The 21,589-nt window shown below is 51.5% G+C and carries 20 protein-coding genes; 5 read left to right on the top strand and 15 right to left on the bottom strand.

Features of this window, described 5'->3' with window-relative positions:
• Positions 1-212 precede the first annotated feature (212 nt).
• A complete protein-coding gene (locus tag ACFO4L_RS10310) occupies positions 213-1,787 on the bottom strand; it encodes a flagellar hook-associated protein 2 (protein WP_377909590.1) in 1,575 nt (524 codons plus the stop codon).
• 167 nt (positions 1,788-1,954) lie between these two features.
• A complete protein-coding gene (locus tag ACFO4L_RS10305; RefSeq protein ID WP_377909589.1) occupies positions 1,955-2,173 on the bottom strand; it encodes a hypothetical protein in 219 nt (72 codons plus the stop codon).
• Between the two features lie 122 nt (positions 2,174-2,295).
• Here ACFO4L_RS10305 and ACFO4L_RS10300 point away from each other — a divergent pair, with 122 nt between their 5' ends.
• The gene (locus ACFO4L_RS10300) at positions 2,296-3,183 is read left to right on the top strand and encodes a sulfurtransferase (protein WP_377909588.1); all 888 of its coding nucleotides are present in this window, start codon (positions 2,296-2,298) and stop codon (positions 3,181-3,183) included.
• Positions 3,184-3,226: 43 nt separating this feature from the next.
• Here the strand turns inward: ACFO4L_RS10300 and ACFO4L_RS10295 are convergent, their stop codons facing one another.
• Both ACFO4L_RS10295 and ACFO4L_RS10290 read right to left on the bottom strand, forming a co-directional pair.
• Positions 3,227-3,592, bottom strand: a complete 366-nt coding sequence (locus tag ACFO4L_RS10295; RefSeq protein ID WP_168005377.1) for a DUF4870 domain-containing protein — start codon at positions 3,590-3,592, stop codon at positions 3,227-3,229.
• Between the two features lie 143 nt (positions 3,593-3,735).
• Positions 3,736-4,005, bottom strand: coding sequence for a hypothetical protein (locus ACFO4L_RS10290; RefSeq protein WP_377909587.1), 270 nt, complete (start codon positions 4,003-4,005; stop codon positions 3,736-3,738).
• Between the two features lie 425 nt (positions 4,006-4,430).
• On the opposite strand from ACFO4L_RS10290, the gene yyaC reads away from it, so the two are divergent.
• The 3 genes from yyaC to ACFO4L_RS10275 all read left to right on the top strand — a co-directional run bounded on the left by yyaC (position 4,431) and on the right by ACFO4L_RS10275 (position 7,939).
• Positions 4,431-5,057 (top strand): spore protease YyaC, encoded by a 627-nt coding sequence (gene yyaC, locus ACFO4L_RS10285; RefSeq protein ID WP_377909586.1) that lies wholly within the window; start codon positions 4,431-4,433, stop codon positions 5,055-5,057.
• A gap of 252 nt (positions 5,058-5,309) precedes the next feature.
• On the top strand, positions 5,310-5,648 hold the full coding sequence (locus ACFO4L_RS10280; protein WP_377909585.1) for a hypothetical protein: 339 nt from the start codon (positions 5,310-5,312) through the stop codon (positions 5,646-5,648).
• 191 nt (positions 5,649-5,839) lie between these two features.
• On the top strand, positions 5,840-7,939 hold the full coding sequence (locus tag ACFO4L_RS10275; protein WP_377909584.1) for an ATP-dependent Clp protease ATP-binding subunit: 2,100 nt from the start codon (positions 5,840-5,842) through the stop codon (positions 7,937-7,939).
• 338 nt (positions 7,940-8,277) lie between these two features.
• Here ACFO4L_RS10275 and ACFO4L_RS10270 read toward each other — a convergent pair whose 3' ends face one another.
• The 6 genes from ACFO4L_RS10270 to ACFO4L_RS10245 form a co-directional block, all read right to left on the bottom strand.
• On the bottom strand, positions 8,278-9,882 hold the full coding sequence (locus ACFO4L_RS10270) for a glycoside hydrolase family 127 protein (RefSeq protein ID WP_377909583.1): 1,605 nt from the start codon (positions 9,880-9,882) through the stop codon (positions 8,278-8,280).
• A 60-nt stretch (positions 9,883-9,942) separates the two neighbouring features.
• Entirely contained in the window at positions 9,943-10,548 is a 606-nt protein-coding gene (locus tag ACFO4L_RS10265) for a YusW family protein (protein WP_377909582.1), read from the bottom strand.
• 269 nt (positions 10,549-10,817) lie between these two features.
• On the bottom strand, positions 10,818-12,905 hold the full coding sequence (locus ACFO4L_RS10260) for a glycoside hydrolase family 3 protein (protein ID WP_377909581.1): 2,088 nt from the start codon (positions 12,903-12,905) through the stop codon (positions 10,818-10,820).
• Between the two features lie 2 nt (positions 12,906-12,907).
• Positions 12,908-14,221, bottom strand: coding sequence for a serine hydrolase domain-containing protein (locus ACFO4L_RS10255; protein WP_377909580.1), 1,314 nt, complete (start codon positions 14,219-14,221; stop codon positions 12,908-12,910).
• 59 nt (positions 14,222-14,280) lie between these two features.
• On the bottom strand, positions 14,281-15,600 hold the full coding sequence (locus tag ACFO4L_RS10250; protein ID WP_377909579.1) for an exo-beta-N-acetylmuramidase NamZ family protein: 1,320 nt from the start codon (positions 15,598-15,600) through the stop codon (positions 14,281-14,283).
• A gap of 296 nt (positions 15,601-15,896) precedes the next feature.
• Positions 15,897-16,664 (bottom strand): STAS domain-containing protein, encoded by a 768-nt coding sequence (locus ACFO4L_RS10245; protein ID WP_377909578.1) that lies wholly within the window; start codon positions 16,662-16,664, stop codon positions 15,897-15,899.
• A 220-nt stretch (positions 16,665-16,884) separates the two neighbouring features.
• Between ACFO4L_RS10245 and ACFO4L_RS10240 the strand changes: the two genes are divergently transcribed.
• Complete coding sequence (locus tag ACFO4L_RS10240) at positions 16,885-17,574, top strand: helix-turn-helix transcriptional regulator (RefSeq protein WP_377909577.1); 690 nt, start codon at positions 16,885-16,887, stop codon at positions 17,572-17,574.
• Here ACFO4L_RS10240 and ACFO4L_RS10235 read toward each other — a convergent pair.
• From ACFO4L_RS10235 to ACFO4L_RS10215, 5 genes are all read right to left on the bottom strand, one after another.
• Positions 17,571-18,254, bottom strand: a complete 684-nt coding sequence (locus ACFO4L_RS10235) for a hypothetical protein (RefSeq protein ID WP_377909576.1) — start codon at positions 18,252-18,254, stop codon at positions 17,571-17,573. The two genes, ACFO4L_RS10240 and ACFO4L_RS10235, sit on opposite strands and share 4 nt — an antisense overlap.
• Positions 18,255-18,387: 133 nt before the next feature.
• Positions 18,388-19,545 (bottom strand): flagellin N-terminal helical domain-containing protein, encoded by a 1,158-nt coding sequence (locus ACFO4L_RS10230; RefSeq protein ID WP_377909575.1) that lies wholly within the window; start codon positions 19,543-19,545, stop codon positions 18,388-18,390.
• 168 nt (positions 19,546-19,713) lie between these two features.
• The gene (locus tag ACFO4L_RS10225) at positions 19,714-19,926 is read right to left on the bottom strand and encodes a carbon storage regulator (protein ID WP_377909574.1); all 213 of its coding nucleotides are present in this window, start codon (positions 19,924-19,926) and stop codon (positions 19,714-19,716) included.
• A 138-nt stretch (positions 19,927-20,064) separates the two neighbouring features.
• Positions 20,065-20,211: a carbon storage regulator gene (locus tag ACFO4L_RS10220; RefSeq protein WP_377909708.1), complete on the bottom strand. Its 147-nt coding sequence runs from the start codon at positions 20,209-20,211 to the stop codon at positions 20,065-20,067.
• Positions 20,212-20,497: 286 nt separating this feature from the next.
• Positions 20,498-21,538: a flagellin N-terminal helical domain-containing protein gene (locus ACFO4L_RS10215; RefSeq protein WP_377909573.1), complete on the bottom strand. Its 1,041-nt coding sequence runs from the start codon at positions 21,536-21,538 to the stop codon at positions 20,498-20,500.
• Positions 21,539-21,589 lie beyond the last annotated feature (51 nt).

Raw genomic sequence — 21,589 nt, 5'->3', positions numbered from 1 at the left:
CTAAATTTAATTGAGGGATATTTACAGTTATTACAATGCAAAAAAAACAAACCCTAAATGACCGTCGAACAACTGAAAGTCATTTAGGATTCGCTATCGTTTTACAAGATCCTTCAATATCTTTGCCGCAAATACAAACTCTACTGAACTATTCTACCATTTAGATAGTTTCATCTTATCCGTATCGTTTTCAAAAATCAGCAAACTCTCATTTACTGCATCTGCATGCCGCCGAGTGACGACATCAGCTGCTCGGCCTGGGCGTTGGCTCGTGCCATCGCCTGTTCCATCGCTGTAAACTGTCTCCAGTGGCGCTCTTCCACCTGCTGCATGCGGCGTTCGAAGTTGGTAATCTGCTCTCCCTGCTGCTCCAGCTCTCGCCCTAACGTAAACGTCTGGTTAGACGAAATGTCAGTTCGGCCGGCGCGTTCACCGATTTGTCCGATTGTCCCGCTCAGCGTGTCGCGGAGTCGGCGGGCTATGCCCTGTTCTTCATTCGTTTCGCCGTCTGCGGCAAACAGCTGCTGCACGCCCTCCGGATTTTCAGCAATCTGACGGCGCAGCTGCTCTTCGTCCACTTCCAGCAGTCCGCCCATCTGGTAATCCGACGAGGTCGTAATGCCGATCTCCGTAATCTGGGTCAGCTCCCCGCCGCCTTCCACCGGCTCGTAAAACTGCATTCGCATTTGACTGAGCGCACCGGTTAAAATCGAATCACGGCGCAGGAGACCGCTGTTGGAGCGCTCCTCCCACATCTCAATTTCCGATTCCGTCATATCTCGGCGCTGCTCGTCCGTAAGGGGCGCGTAGTCCCGAAAATACTCTTCGGACGTTTTTTCCTGCACGCCTGCCACCATTTCATTGTAATCATCGACAAATGCCATCACGGTATCAAACATTTTCTCTCCGTCAGAAGCGACCGATACTGTCACCGGTCCTGCGGTCTCGTTCTGAAGCGAAAACTGCACGCCGTTGATATCAAACTGATTGCTCTGCCGCTCCATTTCCGTCAGTCCGTTCATCGTAAATACGGCGTTCTCCGCTTCTTCCATAACCACGTGTGCCGGATCAAAGCCGAACATCGAGGAAAAGGCGTTCTCAGCCGTTTCTGTAAACGTCTCTTCATCCCCTGTACCAAACCTGATTTCCGCCCCTGTTTCGTTGTAGACGCCTGTATCGGTCCGCTGCATGGACATCCGGCCGGAGAACTCATCATAAAACGCCTGCACGCCGATCCCCGATCCGTTGATATCCTGAAGCAGGTCATCCAGTGACGTCGTATCGTCAATCGTGAACGAGCGGACATGCTCCTCTCCTTCCGCATCCGTCACGGCAATCGCAAACGCACCTGTCTCAAAGCCGGCTGCGAGTTCCTCTGCCTGATCTGCCAGTGCAAGCTGCCGGTCCAGAGAACCCCCTTCGCGAATAAACGACCCGTCCGTGCTTCCTTCCAGAAACGATGCCTGCGTTTCAGCTCTGGCAAGTGAAATATCGGAAAGCGTGTAGGTACCCTCCGGCGTACCGGCTCCTGCCGAAACCGACACCGCTGCTTCATTGGAGCTTGCCGCTTCCATGGCGCGCATGTTCGAGCTGCGCAGGACGCCGTCGAACGTGTTGTTTCGAAACTCGGAAAAACTCCGGTTTATCGTCCGGTATTCATCAATTTTCAGCTGAAGCTCTGCTGCGTTCTGCTGCATCGGCTCGAGCGGCTGCCGCTCTGCCCGCATCAAATCCTGCACCATTTGATTGATATCCATGCCGGAAGCAAAGCCTGTCATCCTGTTCATGCCATCCATCTGCTCACCCTTTCCAGATTCATAACGAGAAGCGCCTATCAGCCGCTCCATTTAATAAAAAAACAGAACACGAGGCCTCTTTCCGGCACCGTCTTCTGTTTTCCCTGCTTGTGCTTCTATCGGTTTCTTTCACGAAACGTTGACCATCTGCGGGTGATTCAATGAATAGTCCCGGTTGCACCTTCCACCATTTGCTCATAAGCCGCCAGCGCCTGGTTGAACTCCTGCTGCAGTTCCTGCCGTTCTGCTGATGTAACGGAAACTGCCGCTTGTTCAGCGAGACAGCGCATGTACAACAGCATCTGCTCCAGCTGTTCATAGTGGCGGTCCAGACGCTTTACTTCTTCAAGCTGCATCTCGAGCATTTCTTTTTCCACAGCTATCTCCCCTCTCCCTCCTTCCTCGTATCGGCGCTGATCGCCTTCTCGTTAAGGAGCAGGACCAATTTAAGGAAAACATCACGGAAAACATGATACGATCAGACAAAGGAGCTGATCAGATGACATCTTACCATCCGATTGTAACGGCCGACTGGCTGCTGGAGCATTTGGACGATGACAACGTGCGCGTTCTCGATGCCAGCGTACTGGCGGAGGAAACACCCGATGAATTCCGTGTCCATCCCGGCGCCGAGGCGTATCAGGAGGAGCATATTCCCGGCGCATTTTTCGCCGATCTTCTGACTGTTTTTTCCGACACGAAAGCCACCGTTCCACTCACGGCTGTCAGTCACGAAGCATTTGTCACGCTGGCCCGTGGACTCGGGATTCACGATGATACGACCGTTGTGATTTACGACCGCGGACCGCTCGTGAATGCGTCGTTTACCGCTTCCGACTGGGCCTCGAGGCTCTGGTGGCAGTTCCGGCTGGCCGGCCACGAAGACGTGTACGTTCTTGCAGGCGGCCTGCCGCAGTGGAAAAAGCAGGCCGGACCACTTACCGATGAGATTCCGCTTGCTGCTGCCGGCACATTTACCGGATCCCATCGTCCGGAGCTGCTCGCTGATATTAACGACGTCAGACGGGCGATGCACGATGACCAGACCGTTATCATGAACTGTCTGTCGCTGGAGGATTTCCGTGGGGAGTCCGGCCGCTATCCGCGTAAAGGTCACATCCCGGGAAGCACTCACGTGTTTTTTGGGGACTTAAGCCGTGAAGACGGGACATTGCCGCTCCCGGAACGACTGCACGAACAGTTCCGGGAATCTGGCGTGCTCGATGCGGATAAGCGCGTGATCACATATTGCGGCGGCGGTGTAGCCGCGACATGGAACGCACTCGTGCTTACTTCACTCGGCCGTGAACCTGCCGTATACGACGGTTCGCTGATGGAATGGACGAGTGATGACGCCAATCCGCTGACACTGCCGGAAGACAGCTGAATGTAAAAAGAAGCCGTCCGGCGAATTCGGACGGCTTTCATGATTACTGCCCTTGTGCGGACATTTTATCTACTTGTTCACGAGCAAATTTGCCGGCCCACGGAAACTCATACCATTCGCCTTTATACGCCTTCACCATACAAAGGATCCAAATCACAAGCCCGACCGGTGCAAGCAGCGGTGCCAAAATCCAGCCAATAATCGGAATAAAGCTTAAGACGGTGTTCAAAATGAGAAATGCAACGGAAATGACAATCGACTGCATCGCATGAAACCGGATAAATTTATTATCCTTTTCCAGAAACAAAAAGATCAGACCAGTGATGAACCCGAGTACATAGCTGAGCGTTGCGGCTGTGTTTTGCGTAAGGCCGGAGCTGCTGACGGGAGGAGAATTTTTCTCGGACATGATCGATCCCTCCAACTAATTGGATTCCGTGCAAACCATGTTGCTACTTGTATTTTATCATATAACGAACGCTACTGTCACTTATATTTTGACTATTCAGATAACAAGAGAAAGAGGTGCTGCCACCTCTTCCACCTGCGGGGTTAAATCCGGACGTCTACGACACCGCCAAGATACGGCTGCACGCTGCGAAGCTGCTCATCCACCTGCTGCTGCAGCAAATGACGCTGCTGCTCCCGCGCCGCTTCATCCTCCCGGCTGCTGCCGGCTTCCGCAGGCAGTTCTGCCCCGTCCACCGGGAGAACCGACCGTTCTTCCCCTGCCTTGTCTAAAAGCTGATGCTGCTGTATGGATTCTACCTGCTGCTGCGTCTGAAGCTGATTGACGGCAAGCGACATTCTCCCTACATCCAACATAAGCCCTCCTTTCGCGGACAATCGTCCGTGCGGCCTGAACCGCATCTTTATCATACTAAAGATGTTCATCAAAAAGAATACAAGGATAGACCTGTTTCTCTGAAACGCGGTGCTGCTGCATTTATTTATTCTTTAAAACGAACACAATCTATTATGTTTCAGGATTCAGCGTTTTCTTTTCTGCAAAAAAGGTATGTAATAGATACGCACACAATTAATCGGAAAACGTATTTTCTGCCGCAGATCAACACCATAGACCTACTATCAGGCGCCATATATACAGATCACGCCGGACACTGCGTCCAGACCGGCAGGCGTAATTTCCTCACTTCTTTTTTTCTCTGCAGAAAACACTTGATTATTTTCACCTGTGCGTTATAATGAACTAAATCATATTCTTTATAACGAACGGAGGAGTACGAATGAGCGAACATCTGCACAGGGAACAAATGCGCTACTTATGGGATTCACCTACTGCACTTCGTGAAATGACGGATTTTCTCATCCGCCGCCTTGCAGGAAGCACCAGGCCTGTCGTTCTCGTTTGTATCGGGACAGACCGATCCACCGGAGATTCACTCGGTCCGCTTACGGGAACGCTGCTGAAAGAGCGATACTTAAAGCAAATGAACGTCTACGGCACGCTCGATGAACCGGTCCATGCCAAAAATCTGCATGGCGTCATTGCCGGGATTGAAGCAGAATACGACGACCCTTTTATCATCGCCGTTGATGCCTGTCTCGGCCGCCGTCAAAATGTAGGAACGGTCGTGGTCGGAGACGGCCCGCTGTATCCAGGTTCGGCGCTGAGCAGAGAGCTGCCGCCGGTCGGCAACATGCACATCACCGGAATCGTAAATGTCGCCGGCTTTATGGAGCTGTCTGTGCTCCAAAATACGCGGCTGCACACGGTGATGAACATCGCAAAGCTGATTGCCTCTGCGATCAAATATACCGACTGGAAGCTTCACCGGGAAAGCGAAGCGGTCCACGAGGAGCATACGAACGTCGTTCTGTTTAAACGGAACGAAAAAACAGCCGAGGTGTAACAAACGGCTGCAGTATTAACAGCTTGATGAAGCCCGGATCATTCTGTCATCATTGCAGAATCATCGCGGGCTTTTTTCTGTGCTGATCACTACGTAGATAACGCTACCGTTTAATCGCATGGCATCCTATCGCTGTCTGCTGAAATATGAAAAACTATGAGAAAGTACCAACTTATGTTTAGTGACTCCGTGAGAGTGAAATAGCCTGTCGTAAGTGCTATCATTACTTATTACTAGGAGGATGTATTATTTATGAAAAAATCACTTAAACTTACAGCAGCAACAGGCATGATCGCAGCAGGGGTACTCGCAGGCTGCGGAAACGATGTCGACAACGGAATCGACAACAACGGTGATGGATTGAACAACAACGGTACAGAAGAAAACGCAGATATCGATAACGATGCTGGCGATAACAATGCAATGAACGACGATGACGATGATGATGACGACATGATGAACGACGATGACGATGATGACGACGATATGATGAATGATGATGACGATGATGACGACGATATGATGAACGACGATGACGATGATGACGACGACATGATGAACGACGATGACGATGACGACGATGATATGTAAGCAGCTTCACCAGCCAGGCGCGCCGGAACTTCCGGCGTGCTTTTTTTATGTCATCCACTGTTGTCACCTGTCACTAAAAAAATACGGGTAAAAACAAACAAAATACTTGAAAGTCAAAGATAGTCAAACTATAATATAGTCAAAGATAGTCAAAGTCAGACTTTGATGATATTAGAAGGAGGTTATCGATTATGAAATGCCAACACTGCCAACAGCGTCAAGCTGCCATTCACGTAAGATTACAGCATAACGAAAACGTTCAGGATATGCGCCTTTGCCACGTTTGCTTTCAGGAGCTGAGGTCCCGGGCTCCTCAGTCACCTACTATGAGCGGAGGGTTTTCCGGCAGCGGTCCGGCAGACGCCGGATTTCAGGCGCCTCCGGAAGCACCCGCGAAAGATCAGGGTGTGCTCGATGAGCTCGGAACGAACGTCACTGACGCTGCCCGCGCCGGTTTGATTGACCCGGTAATAGGCCGGGACAAAGAAGTGAAGCGAGTCGCAGAAATTTTAAACCGCCGTACGAAAAACAACCCGGTGCTGATCGGTGAGCCAGGTGTCGGTAAAACGGCCGTTGCCGAAGGTCTTGCGTTAAAAATTGCTTCCGGCGATGTCCCGGCTAAGCTGAAAAACAAGCAGGTGTACCTGCTCGACATGGCATCGCTCGTAGCTGATACCGGCATCCGCGGTCAGTTTGAAGAGCGGATGAAGCAGCTGATCAATGAGGTGCAGGAACGCCAGGATGTGCTCCTGTTTATTGATGAAATTCATCAGGTGGCCGGAGCAGGCAAAGCTGAAGGCTCTATGGATGCCGGAAACATCTTAAAACCGGCCCTCGCCCGCGGCGGCCTGCAGGTTATTGGCGCCACAACATTGAAAGAATACCGTCAAATTGAAAAAGACGGTGCGCTGGAGCGCCGTTTTCAGCCGGTGATGGTCAATGAGCCGTCGCTGGAGGAAGCACTGACCATTTTAGAAGGGTTAAAAGAAAAATACGAAGATTACCACGCCGTTTCCTTTACCGATGAGGCACTGCAGGCGTGCGTAAAGCTGTCCGACCGCTACATTCAGGACCGCTTCCTGCCGGACAAAGCAATCGATCTGATGGACGAGGCCGGCGCAAGAACAAACCTGCAGAACGGCGGCATAACGCTCAGCGAAGCCGAAGAACGACTCACTCAGCTGGCAGCTGAAAAGGAGAAGGCATTGAAAAAAGAGGATTACGAAACGGCTGCCAAGCTTCGCGACGAAGAGGAAGCGCTTGAAAAACACGTGAAACAGGCCGAGCCGGATGAAAAAACAGCGATCACCGCCGATGTGATTCAGCATATTATTGAGGAAAAAACCGGTATTCCAGTCGGCAAGCTTCAGGATAACGAAGCGTCCAAAATGAAGCACCTCGCCGAATCGTTAAGCGGCAGCGTTATCGGCCAGGAAGAAGCGGTGCAGCAGGTGGCAAAAGCCATTCGCCGCTCCAGAGCCGGTCTTAAATCCAAGCACCGGCCGATCGGTTCGTTTCTGTTCGTCGGTCCGACCGGTGTCGGAAAGACTGAGCTGACAAAAACCTTAGCGAAAGAAATGTTCGGCACGAAAGAGGCGATGCACCGTCTTGATATGAGCGAGTACATGGAAAAGCACGCCGTTTCTAAACTGATCGGCTCTCCTCCCGGCTACGTCGGCCACGAAGAAGCCGGTCAGCTGACCGAAAAAGTGCGCCGCAATCCGTATTCCATTATTTTGCTGGATGAGATTGAAAAGGCGCATCCGGACGTGCAGCATATGTTCCTGCAGATCATGGAAGACGGGCGTCTTACCGACAGCCAGGGACGCACCGTAAGCTTCAAGGATACCGTGATCATCATGACGAGCAACGCTGGAACGGGTGCTTCCCAGCAGGAGCCGATCGGCTTCGGAGAAAGCGACTCTGTCCGCGAGCAGAACCTCATGGAAAAGCTGTCCGGCTACTTCAAGCCGGAGTTCCTGAACCGGTTTGACGCGATTATTTCGTTCAACCATCTGGAGCAGGAGCACCTCGTGTCGATCGTCGACTTGATGATCAGCGAGCTGAACGAAACGCTCGCCGACCAGGAGCTGACGCTTACAATCAGCGACGAAGCAAAACGGAAGCTTGCGGAGATGGGCTACAACCGCGCGTTCGGTGCCCGACCGCTTCGCAGAACGATTCAGCACGAAGTCGAAGACCGCATCACCGATCTGATTTTGGATCACGACGATCTGACAACAATCCGCGTCGATGTGAAAGACGAGGCGATCACCGTCGTAAAAGCATAGCCAAAACGCCCCGGGTTGAAATCAAACCCGGGGCATTTCTTTATGATTTATTTTTTTCGCTGATCAGACCAGCCGGGGGCTTTTCGTTTCAGCACCCACCTCCCGTGAGAAGCTCTGCCCGGCTTCGCTCGCGCATGCAAGTCGATTGTTCATTTTGCCCTGCGTTACGTTACAATTGCAAGGTCTTAAGTTGCTTTATCTGCTAAGTTGCTTCAATCATTTTAACCGCTCGCTATTGTGTTAGAAGAAACAGCTTCCAGCAGCTTCACATACACAAAAACCGTCTACAGCCTGAACCTGGGCCGTTTTGATGCGCGAAAGCCCGGTGCGAGCTGCTTCTACTGCCTTCCGTTATGCATCTGCTTCAGCAGGCCTAAAAAGCTGGAGACGCTGTGCTGCGTAAAATCATTGCGAATTTCGTAGCTGTCGAGACTCGTGTGCACTGCTCCGATGCAGAGCGGCTTATAGTCGTAAAACATGACGCTCTCACGTCTATACTGCATGCGCAGCTGAAACAGGATGCCGGCCTTCGCTGCCTCTATGCAGCGCCGCTGCATGTCCGTATCTCTAACGCGTTCGGCGAGTGCTGCCAGTGCGGATAAGCCTTCGCTGCGGCAGGCAGTCGGCGTGGAACGAGGGGTCCCTTTCATTTCATAGGACCCGTGCCACTCCGGGTCTTCGTCTTTTTTCAGCCGCTGTGCATCCATGATCGCTTCTCCGATAAAATACGCGTGGTCCACGTACATCAGCTTTGGGCGCAGCGGATACAGGTCATTTAACGCATAGAGCAGCCAGTGATCGTGCGGAATCGACTGTTTGTCCGCGTCACGATCGCGGTCGTTGATTAAGTAATGTGCTTCGTCTTCCGCTGCATCGAGCCAGCGTTCATCGCCGTCATGGTGATAAAGGCGCACCAGGCCAAGAATCGCTTCACCAGGATAGTAGTCCGACGTAAACGGTGAAGCCTTCCCTGTCTTAAAGGACATCTTATGAACGGCAAATTTCTTCGTTTCATCCTGCGTCGCAATCATCCATTCCGCCAGCCCCTGCATAACAGGAAGGAACTGTTTGTCTCCTGTCACATCGATATACTGACTTAACGCGAGCAGTGCAAGACCGTGCCCGCCCAGCTTGATTTCGTCTTTATGAACGAGTGCCATCACGCTTCGTCCGTATACGGTCATCGGCTCCACGTGCCGGGCAAGAAAGCGCACCGCTTTTTCTGCGTGCCGGAGGACACCGGCATCATTCGTATGGGCATACGTCTGCAGCATCGCATAAACGGTCCCCGCGTGCCGCAGCATATTGTAAGCAGTTGATACCTCGTTCGTCACCGGATTAAATGCGTAGACGAACTGTCCCTGACTGCTCACCGCGTGCTGAAAGTAATGCGTCGCAGCCGCTCTCACTGCGTCTTCCAGCACCGATTCAGTCAGCTCTTCATGCGTTCTTCTGCCGCGAAACAGCGGACGCACGCCATCTTTGCCACCGTACCATGCATCCGTTTCAAACACGTGCACGTGAAGCCACTCTTCTGTAACAAGCTCTTTATATGTATGCCAGTCCTCTGCCCGGCCGTGCCGTGGCAGCGCATGGAGCAGCGCCTCGCGGTTCAGCTTTCCTTTGACGATCATGCCATAGGCTTCCACTTCGTCCGGGAGAACATACAAATCTTCGCCAATCAAAAGACCGTGCTTTCTCGGAGTGTAGATGATCTTCGTTTTTGATACAGAGGTAAGCGCCTGCGCCCCGGAAGCCGGCTTCACGTTTTTAACGACGTCGATTCTCATCGCTTCAGCCCCTGCCGCTTTCTGATACGCTTGTCCGCGGAACGGCTGCACGCTGGCCCGCCCCGCCCCATGATCCGTCGACACGAGGACGACGGAGTCCTCCTGGATCGCTGCTTCTTTCTGTACGACCTGCTTCAGCTTTTCCCAGCTCACAAAACCCGCTCCTTCTCTACGCAGAAATACCGGTCCGGAATAACCGGACCGGCTGCTCGTTTATTCTTCGTCTTCTACTTCCAGTTCTTCGTCATCAAAAAACTCAATTTCCACTTCAAACTCCTCGTAGCCTTCTTCAATGCCGAAGGCGTTCATGACTTGATCCATAACTTCATCATCCGAGCTGTCTGCATCAAGATCAAGCTCTGTCAGCGGACCTTCCAGCTCTTCAAGCGCACCTTCCCCGGTCAGGCTCAGCTCATCACCGTCACGGCTGTCTTCGATCTGCGCTTCCGGATTTCCGTCATTATATTCGTACTCGGCTTCATATTCCTGATCACCGTAGTCGACATCGAGATCAAATTCATAGAAATTCAGATCTTCGTACCAGTCACTGGCCGCTTCTTCATTTCCCTCATCGCTTTCTTCCTCGTTATCTTCCACCTCGCCGTCGACGTCGTCGTTTCCTTCACCTACGAAGTCGTTCTCATCTTCTTCGTCATCCTCAGTTTCCGTCTGGCTCTGCGGGCTGTTGTCATCGGTCTGACCCGTATTTGTCGCATCCATTTCGTTCTCTGAAATATCTAGTCCATTATTATCTTCTCCGCACGCACTCAATACGAGCGCTGCAGCTAGTGTTCCAGTTGTCAGCAGTGTCTTTTTCATAATCGCTTCCTCCTCAAAATAACTAAGTCACAGTCATTATTTCCTGAAAGAGGGAGTTGTAAACATATGACCCAGGTCGATGGATAAAGCGCGAATGGTTCAATGCATGTTCCTGGTATCCATCATCACACTTTGTCTGCTTCCTCGGTAAATTCTTTCGCATCATTTCCAGCCTTTGATCATGGACAGAGACGCTGTGAAACGTTGACCTACCTCGTGCAATCAAACAAAACCACGGCCGAGGGGGTATCGACCGTGGCTTGGTGTGCTTATTCGAAAGAAATACCGCTTCCATATTCAAACAGCGTGCCGCCGTCCGGATCCGGAATCGTGACCGGCAAGGTGCCAGTTGGATTCGCTTCGCCAAACAGAACGGCTGCGGTTGCGTGGAAGCTCGCGTCGCGGAAGCCGTACTGAGCGAGGTACGCATCGACGTCCGGGTAGGCCATGATGTCATACGGGTTGCGGATCGCAACGGCCGCCACATCGTCCTTCATGTCCATCACCTCAGCATACATCTGCATCACCGCATTGTCTGCGCTTCGCTGGGCAACAGTCGCTGTGGTGGAGCCGATCACAACGTGGTCTGCCGCTTCAATCGTGCTGCGCTGTTCATCTGTCAGGCTGCTCTGCCCGGAAAGGTTCACTGCATCGACGTGCTCATGATGCTCGCCAACAGCTGAAACCAGGCTGTTCAAATAGGTCGTTCCGACGACGGCAATGCGCTCTTCCGCATCCGGCGTGAGCGGGAGCACGTCATCGTTTTTCAGCATCGTCACCGCATCATCGGCGATCGTCTGCTCGACAGCCAGATGGGAGTCCTGTCCGATCGTATCCAGTGCACCCTGCTTTCCTTCTGCAGGGTCCTGCGGGGATTCCTGCTTGAAAATACCGCGCTCGACCTTTAGCGTCAGAATTCGTTCGACGGATTCATCCAGCTCCGCTTCTGAAAGGTCACCGCCGTCTACTGCATCCAGCACACCGTCGACAACTTCTTCCAGACCGACTGGCATGAGAATGATATCCGCACCAGCGTCAATCGCCCGAATCGCGGCATCCACCGGGCCGAAGTGATCCGTAATCGCATTCATGTTCATCGCATCGGTCATGACAACACCGTCATAGCCAAGCTCGCCGCGCATCAGGTCCGTCAGCACGGTGCGGGAAAGCGTCGCCGGAATCGAAATTTCCGTTCCGTCCTTTTCCGAAATTGCTTTATCTCCGTCAATTTGCGGGAACGTGACGTGTGCCGTCATCACCGCATCCAATCCTGCATCCATCGCCTGCTGGAACGGATACAGCTCCACATCCATGAGCCGGTCTAAATCATGCGGCACTTCCGGCAGACCGAGATGCGAATCAACCGCGGTGTCACCGTGCCCCGGGAAATGCTTGGCCGTCGCTGCAATACCGTTCTGCTGCAGGCCGTTGATATAGGAGACGCCCATGTCCGCTACCAGCTGCGGATCTTCCCCGAAGGAACGCACGCCGATAACGGGGTTATCCGGATTGTTATTCACGTCCACAACCGGAGCGAGGTTCGTGTTAATGCCGAGTGAGGACAGCTCCGCTCCGATGACGTCACCTGCTGCTTCTGCAAGCTCCAGGTTCCGGGTTGCACCGAGCGCCATATTGCCCGGCAAGTCTGTGCCTGTCTGTAAGCGGGTGACGATCCCGCCTTCCTGGTCAATTGTTACGAGCATACCGAACTTTTCTGCTGCTTCCTGATAGTCATGAACGAGCTGGTACGTCTGCTCCGTTTCCACGACGTTTTCTGCAAATAAAATCACGCCGCCTAAATGATAGTCTTCAACGAGCTGCTCAATTTCCGGCAGCATTTCCGTTACTTCCTGACCATCGTAATGACGGAAGTCCGGCATCATCATCTGTCCGACTTTTTCTTCAAGTGTCATGCCTTCAACTGCCCCGTCCACGATGTCGTAGCGCTCACCGGTCTGCGGGACAAGCTGGGCTTCAACAGGCGGCGGACCTCCCCCGTCTCGCGCATCTGGATTCGGCTTATAGTCCACTGCGATCCGGTCGGTGTACTCCCCGTCCGTCACCGAAATAAACGAACGGCCGCGCTGGCCGGTCATCTCAACGATGCCGCTGTCGTCAACGGTTGCCACGTTCTCATTCGTCGAGCTCCATTCAAGCCCATCTGCCCGTTCGGTGAAATGTCCGTCCTCATGCACGGCGAGCGCCCGGAGATCCAGTCCTTCCTCCAGATCCGTTTCAACACCCGGTACGTTTTGATACAAAATCAAGTCCCCGTCTGATTCCTGTGCCACAGCGGCAGGCGCTGCGTGCGTGAGTAGCATCGTGCCTGCCAGTACGGAAAGTGCTGCTTTTTTCATCGCTATTCTCCTCCCCTTCTATTTGCTGGATGTGCGTTGATCGAGTCGCTCACGGCATCCATCAGTCCAAGCCGCCACGGATTAATTGACCCGCCGTCACGTGTCGGATGCACGCGGTTCGTCAGTAAAATCGCAATCATATTCGTTTCTGGATCAATGACAAACGATGTGCCGGTAAAGCCGGTGTGACCTGCGGCTGTTGGGGCAAATTCTCCCATAAACCAGTCCCGGTTGACGTTAAAGCCGAAGCCCTGCTCCAAATCGCCGCCGGTTTGATCCGTCAGCATCTCACGGACCGTGTCTGCTTCCAAAATCCGTTCTCCGTCATATACGCCGCCATTTAACAGCGCCTGTAAGAAAACCGCAAGGTCACTCGCCGTACTGAACAGACCGGCGTGGCCGACTGCTCCGCCGAGTGAATAAGCATTTTCGTCATGCACGCTGCCCCAGACGAGTCCGCGGTCCAGTGCCGGCTGTGGCTCTGTTACGGCAATCCGCTCCTGCAGCGCTGCCGGCGGATTAAACATCGTATCCTCCATGCCAAGTGGTTCAAAAATCGCTTCTTCCATGTACGTATCAAGTGTTTCTCCGGACACCGCTTCGATCACCTGACCGAGCAAAATCATATTCAGATCGCTGTAAATGTACGCCTCACCCGGCTCCTCCTGCGGTGCCGTGTTATAAATCGCGTCCCATCTCGTCTGCTCGTCTTCTAAAAAGGCAAGCGGGATCCAGGCCGGCAGCCCGCTCGTATGCGTGAGCAGCTGGCGGATCGTAAACGCATCTTCCACTTCCGGAATGTAGTCGGCCACCTCATCATCCAGTGCGAGCTCACCTGCTTCGATCAGCTGCACCGCGGCTGTGGAGGTGAACGTTTTGGTGAGCGAAGCGAGATCATAAATCGTGTCGGTTTCCGCTGTAATCCGCTCTGCTTCCGGCAGAAGCGCTGACGCCGCATCGTAGCGAAGCGCTTCTCCGTATGCGTCATGCTTGACGATCGTTCCTTCCTTCGCAACGAGGGCGACAGCGCCAGGAAAGAATCCTTCGGCGATGCCTGCTTCCAGCTCCTCATCCATCTGTTCAAGCACTCGCGGATCCATCTGCACGCGCTGCGCTGGTCCTTCCTGCAGCGTGACGGACGGTTCGCCTGCTCGTTCCCAGGCAGGCACCCAGTCCGGCGCATTTGCCTGCTCTGGCAGACCCTCCAGCTGGCTCTCTTCCGTGAGCTCCGGCTCCATCGACGGGGTCAGCTCCGCTGCTCCTGCCGCGGATCCCGCTGCCAGCAGCGTAACGGCTGTGATCACTGTTTTCTTCATCGCGCTCCTCCTCTAAGAACAGCGGCAGGCTTTCATTGAAAGCCCGCCGTCATCCGTGCTTAGTTCCCGTGTCCCGGCGGGTTATTTCCGCGTCCAGGGTGATCCGGGCTTCCCGGCGATCGTCCCGGTGCGTCGTTTGATTCATAGAGCAGGTAGTCCGCACGCACATCCATGAAGTCGTCCAGCTCATCCTGCCACTTCGAAATGATCTCGTCTGCCGGCACGCCGTTTAAGAGATTCTCCCGCACGTAGCTGTTGCCGATCAGGTTATCAAAGAAGTTCGTTCCAAGGAATTCAAACTCATTCGGGTACAGCTCGAGCATCGTCTGCACGATATGAAGTCCCGTTTCGACCGGCTGGAACGCATCGCGGTCTTCAATATGAATCTGAACCCCGTTTGATAGCGTGCCCTGATGCTTGGAAATCGTCGGCGTAAACGATGCCGCCCGGAATGTCACACCCGGAAGCTCCAGTGCATTCAGCTCAGCCGCAAGCTCTGTCGAATTGACAAACGGCGCCCCGAGCAGCTCAAACGGCTTCGTCGTACCGCGCCCCTCTGATGCATTCGTCCCTTCAATCAGTGCCGCTCCCGGATAGACAAGTGCCGTATCCAAGGTTGGCATGTTCGGTGACTGAAGCACCCAATGCAGCGGCGTATCGTCGTAGTACATCCAGCGCTCCCAGCCTTCCATCTCGACGACGGATAAATCAGCGTTAATATCAAACTCCTCATTAAAGAAGTAAGCAAGCTCCCCGCTCGTCATCCCGTGCCGGAGCGGAATCGGATACAGCCCGACAAACGATTCAAAGTCCGGGTCGAGCACCGGCCCTTCCACTGCCTCCCCGTTGATCGGATTCGGCCGGTCGAGCACAACGACCGGAATGTCATATTCCTCTGCCGCTTCCATCACGTAGGCCATCGTATAAATGTACGTGTAAAATCGCGTCCCGACGTCCTGTATGTCATACAGCAGCACGTCCACATCTTCCAGCATCTCTTCGGTCGGCTGTCTCGTCTCACCATAAAGGCTGTAGACCGGGAGACCCGTCTGCTCATCGATGTAGGACTCGACGTATTCACCCGCTTGCGCATCGCCGCGGATGCCATGCTCCGGGCCGTAAAGTGCGGTCAGCTCCACATCCGGATGCTCAAACAGCACGTCGACAATGTTGTTCAGCTCCTGGTCGACACCGGTCGGATTCGTAATCAGTCCGACATTTTTTCCTTCCACAAGCTCCAGCTCATCCTCCATCAGCACGTCCACGCCGAGCTTAAAGTCCTCGCCTTTGTCCGGTGCGTTTCCCGGACTTGCGCCGGCAGTCGTCATCACGGATGCCACAAGTGCTGCAGACAGTAAAATCGACACCTTCTTTTTCATCGTAACCCCTCCCTCATTTAATAAAGCGCTTACAACAAACCTGTTTTTGAAATAAAATTTTACAACTATTTATAATTTTCAATCTATCATTTTAGATTTTTCCTGACCACCCTTTTTCATACGGTTTATAGGAATGAACTATGTAAAAAATCCCAGATCCCTTCTTTCCGCTTACGTGCCCCTCACTGGTATGGTTCGTTCGCCTGCTGTCTGCGAGTCTTCAAAACAGGACAGATTCAGGTGCCTTTTTGTCCGCAGCAAAAAACCGCCCGATCGGAATCGGACGGCCGTGTTTCTTATTTATAGACGCTTTGCGACGCCATAATTTGTTCCAGCGCCTGATGGGTCGTCTGGTACGTTTTTAAATCCTGATCGAGCGCGCGAAAGGACATCGCAAGCGACGGTCCGATGCCGACGACGAGGCATTCGGTGCCGATCAGCTGCAGGCATTCGCACAGCTGGCGGATTGCGGATGCAAGCGTTTCGTCGAACGTGTGAATCCCGGAAAGCGCAACAATCACGTAATCCGTCTCGGAATCCGTGCACGCTTCCAGTACCGCCGATACGAGCCGGCTGCTGCGCTCCTCGGTCATGCTGCCGACCATCGGCACGGCGATTGTGTTTTCCCAGACGTGCATGATCGGAACAGACAGGTCCTCAAGCATTTTCTCCCGCTCCGCGTCCCGTTCTGCGGTGCGTGTCACGTCCTGCAGCATGACAACGTATCCTTCAATCGGGGCGTCCTTCGCCTGAATTGCCGTGATGACAATATCGGTGATGATTTGATCCTTAATCGTGATACGGGTCCGGTGGCCTTTTTCAAGTGACGCCATGATACGCTGCTGATGCTCCGGCTGCTCGTGAAAGTGATTCATCTGCATCCCGATCAGATCCTCAGCGCTCCCATATCCGTATAGCAAGGCGATTTCGTTAAACAGCTTTACTGCCTCGGTATTCATCCAGGTGATGCGGTAGTCTGTATCTGCAATTAAAATGTTTTCCCCAATGCTGTCGATTGCATTCAGTAACGTTATCTGGTCCGGAAGATTTCCGATTGCGGGCACGTTGATCACTCTTTCTGATTGTTTTCATCATCATATCATATTCACCACGTTCAAAAAGGGAGTTAGGACCGATTTTTCATGAATAATCTATTAAACGAAGACCTATTTCAAAAGTATCAATCTTTCTAGTATCGGAATGTTTTCGGAATATTACATAGATATTACAAATTGAATATGATACATATATAAATAGACACAATTCGAAAAGGCAGGTTTGTTTATGACGATGCTGACCGAAAAAGACGTTGCAATTTTGCACGCCCCCCAGGCAACATCCGAGAGAATGAAGCAGATCCGCTTTCCAGAACCGATTTCCTGCTCATTTTTAACGAGCTTTGATCCGAAAGAAGCCGCCCGGTTTGATCATATTTTCGTTTACCACCCGCGAGCTGCGCGCATGCTGGAACACTTTCCGGAAGAATCGTCCACTATCATGAACGATCTCGAGCCGGTCATCCTCACCGATGAAGCACACCTGGCTGAAGCACGTACGCTGCTCGAGTACCCGATTAAAGGACTCATTTCGGTCGAATCGATGAGCGAACGCCCGGAGCTGTATTTGCAGCAGCTTGAGGAATACGACTTTATCGCCGATCCCGGCCTCAGCTTTGAAATAGCCGAGCATAACTTTCAATATAAATTTTCACAGCGCCCGATCGAATCGTTTGAATTGAACCACGAGCAGATCCCCGAATCGGTTACGAAACAGGAGCGCCTCGTGCTCTACTACTTGATTAACGGCTACTCCACCCAGAAAACCGCCGATGAGATGCACTATTCGCTCAAAACCATCAAGCGCTACATCGGCAATCTGATGCGAAGAACCGGCTGCACCGAGCGTACGAGCTGCATCGTCTACGCGATTCGCCACCACTGGGTGACGAGCGTTCACCGCCTGCCGGAGCGCTAGCGCACCGACGAGGTTAATAGGAGCGTCACCCAGCCTTCATCCGCACGGCGGGTATCCAGCAACAGCAGGCCGCCGTCGTTCTCCAGCCGGCGGTCTGCTGTCCCGTCCAGCTCCTCCCAGTCGCTCTCGGCAAGCTCTTCCACAGGCAGCTGTACGACGATCGTATACACGTCGCCCGTATGCGAGCGAACGTACACATCCACATCCTCATAAGCGTGATGCACCGCGCTCACGATCAGCTCCTGACCAGGCGGCTGAAAATCGTGATGCAGCGTCTGCGACTCCGCAGCGCCAAGCGCCTCTGTGAGCGAAGCCTCCGCCATACCCGCATAGAGCACTGCTCCGTTCACTTCAACCTCAAACCGGTCGTCCGCTTCTGTCACCAACACCTCAGCCTCCCACTCGTCGGCTTCCGCAAGCAACTGATCCGGCTCACGCTCCGCAGCGGTCTGCGACTCCGGTTCCTCAACAGGAACCTCTTCACCGATGTCCGTTTCAAATGATGACAGCGGTTCTTCTATGTCTATTTCCACTTCTGCATCGAGCTCCTCGTTCGCCAGCGCTTCCTCCGGCTCGCCGTACACCCGATCCAGAAACTGCGGCATAAACCACACATTAAACCCGAGCAGCACAACGACCGCGCCAAGCATCACGTACCGCTCCTTTTTCCGACGCCTCATCACACCGACTCCCCTGCATAAAAATAACTATGTATATTTCACTATAATAACCAGCTAATAGCGAGTAAAACAAGGACTTTCGAAAGTCAAAAACAAAAAAGACCCATCCCGAAGGACAGGTCTTGAGAAGGTATTAACCAAGAAGCTGAAGTACAGCTTGTGGCTGCTGGTTAGCTTGCGCCAGCATAGATTGGGAAGCCTGAGATAGAATGTTGGCACGCGTCATTTCCATCATTTCTTTCGCCATATCCACGTCACGAATACGAGATTCCGCAGCGGAGAGGTTTTCGGAGGCATTATTTAGGTTAGAAATTGTATGATCCAAGCGGTTTTGAGTAGCTCCAAGCTTGGAGCGCTCTGCTGAAACAGTTTCAATCGCATTGTTGATTGTTGTGATTGCCGCGTTAGCTGCTTCCTGTGTAGAAACGTTAATTCCCTTTGAAGCGTCTTCAGTACCCGCTGCAACTGTGGCAGGTGTAGCTACGGCAGCAAGATCTGTACCAGTAGCTCCTCCTTCAACAGCACTTACTGCTCCCGTAGCATTCAATGCTGAAATAACATCATTTTTTGTTGCTGTAATAGCTCCTGCAACAGTATTGTCCCCTGCTGCTTGCCCAAGAGTCACTGTAATTGTATTAGCTTCTGCATCAAATACAGCAGTTGTCTCTCTCGCAGCGCCGTCAGTTTCCGTATTTGCAGGGGTATAATTAATCGTTATTTCATTTTGAGTAAGGTTCTGAACATCAAATCCATCAACCGCTACTACTGCCCCAGGTTCTGTACCGATAACACCTAGAGCAGTGGCGCTCATATCATTAATACCTAATGATATATTCTGGTTCGCATTAGCTCCAATTTGAAACTTAGCCTGAAAATCCCCACCTAATAGATTCTGCGTGTTAAATTCAGTATTACCAGAAATACGGCTGATTTCCTGAGCCAGTTGATCTACTTCTTTTTGAATTTCTTCTCGGTCTTTCTCTACGTTAGTATCGTTTGCAGATTGAACTGCAAGCTCGCGCATTCGTTGTAAGATGCTATGAGTTTCATCAAGCGCTCCTTCTGCAGTCTGAATTAAAGATATGCCATCTTGGGCATTTCGGCTAGCCTGATCTAAACCATTAATCTGTGCACGCATCTTTTCAGAAATCGCTAGGCCTGCTGCGTCGTCACCGGCTCTGTTAATACGAAGTCCTGAAGCAAGTTTCTCCATTGAATTTTGCATTGCATTCTGGTTCATTCCAAGTTGACGGTGAGTGTTTAACGCTGAAATGTTGTTGTTGATAATCATGATTACATGACCTCCGTGTAATAGTATTTTGGCATACATCCGTTTATGCCGAACGTGTCAGAGTAACAGTCAACTATTCTGCTCTTACTTTTTTGTACGAGCAGAGGAAGGGTCAGAACGTGTACCGTTCTGAAGCTTCCTCCGCTCGTCCTTGAGCATTCGTGTTTTTTATGCTTGAAGCTGTTGATTTGTATCCTGCTGCGCAGCTAAGAATGCAGCCGTCTGTTGCTGCTCTTCGTATACTTCTCCGCGGGTGATGCTCATATGTCTAGGTGCGTCGATGGCGAGTCTCAGCTGACCTCCAGCACCTCGAACAACCTTGACTGTGATTTCCTCATTGATAACGACGTATTCCCCAGGCTTCCTTCCTAATACCAGCATGTTATACCCTCCTTGGCATGTAAAAAACAAAAAACGAGCAGACTAAGAAACCGTCTACTGCATCCTGCAGCGCGTTTCGCTTGTCTGCTCGTCCTGAGCTTTTTTTATTCGATTCTTTTCCTGCTAAAACACCATTTACTAACCGGTCTGCTTCGTGTCTTGGCGCTTAATGGCGATTTCTTTTGGCGCGTCAAACGCCAGTCGTAACTGCCCTTGTTTGCCTTGAACGACCCGCAGAGTGACGTTGTCACCCACTACAATGCAGTCTCCTGCTTTACATTGCATTACGAGCACGGGACAGCTCCTCCTTCCATGGAAGATAACGAACAGCTTGACACAGGAAAAGCTGGTACGAAAAAGACGAGATACGAATGAACATCCATTGCCTCCTGCAATAAATAACACACGAAACTCGTCCTGAGTTTACCGTCTTTTGAGGTTTTTACTGTTCTGATGTATATATCGGCGCTTACCTCCGGCTGTTTAGCTTTTATTGATAATATAATCTTTATAAAATCAAAATTAATAAAAAAGGCCCAGCTTAAGCTGGAACCTTTAATACTGAATTCAATTATCCTAGAAGCTGAAGTACAGCTTGTGGCTGTTGGTTAGCTTGAGCCAGCATAGATTGGGAAGCCTGAGAAAGGATGTTAGCACGAGTCATTTCCATCATTTCAGCAGCCATATCTACATCGCGGATTCTAGATTCTGCAGCAGAAAGATTTTCAGAAGCGTTATCCAAGTTAGAAATTGTATGCTCAAGACGATTTTGGGTTGCGCCTAGCATAGATCTCTCAGCAGACACTTGTTCAATAGCATTGTTTAATGATGTAATTGCCTCATCAGCATTACCTTGTGTAGAAACGTTAATTCCCGTTACGCCAACTGTTTCTGTACCTAACGCTTCTGAAGCAGCTAAAATAAGTTCTTCTTCATCATAATAACCTGCGACTTGATCGGCCTCAGCATAAACCGCATCGGTTTCTCCTTCTGTTCCAGAAATTAGGTCTCCCTCAGAAATCGCTTCTTGCCAAGTTGCAGTAGAAGTTTCCCCTTCCGGTCCGTAAGTAATAGTGTCGCCATCATCATTAGTATCATAAGCAATACCGGCACCCAGTGATTGAGCATCCATAGCGCCAATATTCAAAGTTATATTTTGATTTTCGTTAGCTCCGATATGAAATTTACCTTCAAAATCTCCCCCAAGAAGATTTTGAGTATTAAATTCTGTATTGTCTGCAATTCGGGTGATCTCCTGAGCTAGTTGATCGACCTCTTTTTGTATTTCAGCTCGATCTGAGTCAGTATTTGTGTCATTGGACGATTGAACAGCTAGTTCACGCATCCTTTGTAAGATGCTATGCGTTTCGTCAAGCGCACCTTCCGCAGTTTGAATTAACGATATTCCATCTTGTGCATTGCGGCTTGCCTGATCTAGACCGTTAATCTGAGCACGCATTTTCTCGGAAATTGCTAAGCCAGCTGCGTCATCGCCAGCTCTATTAATACGCAATCCTGAAGAAAGTTTCTCCATAGAATTTTGCATTTGGTTTTGATTGATTCCCATTTGTCTGTGTGTGTTTAATGCTGATATATTATTATTAATAATCATTTAATATCCTCCTTGAATTATAAAGCCTCACACATCCATGTGTGCATTTTT

Origin of the sequence: Bacillus daqingensis (assembly GCF_042654445.1) — a bacterium.
In the GTDB taxonomy this organism is placed as follows: Bacteria; Bacillota; Bacilli; order Bacillales; family Salisediminibacteriaceae; genus Alkalicoccus; species Alkalicoccus luteus.
This window is presented reverse-complemented; position numbering and strand designations above follow the sequence as displayed.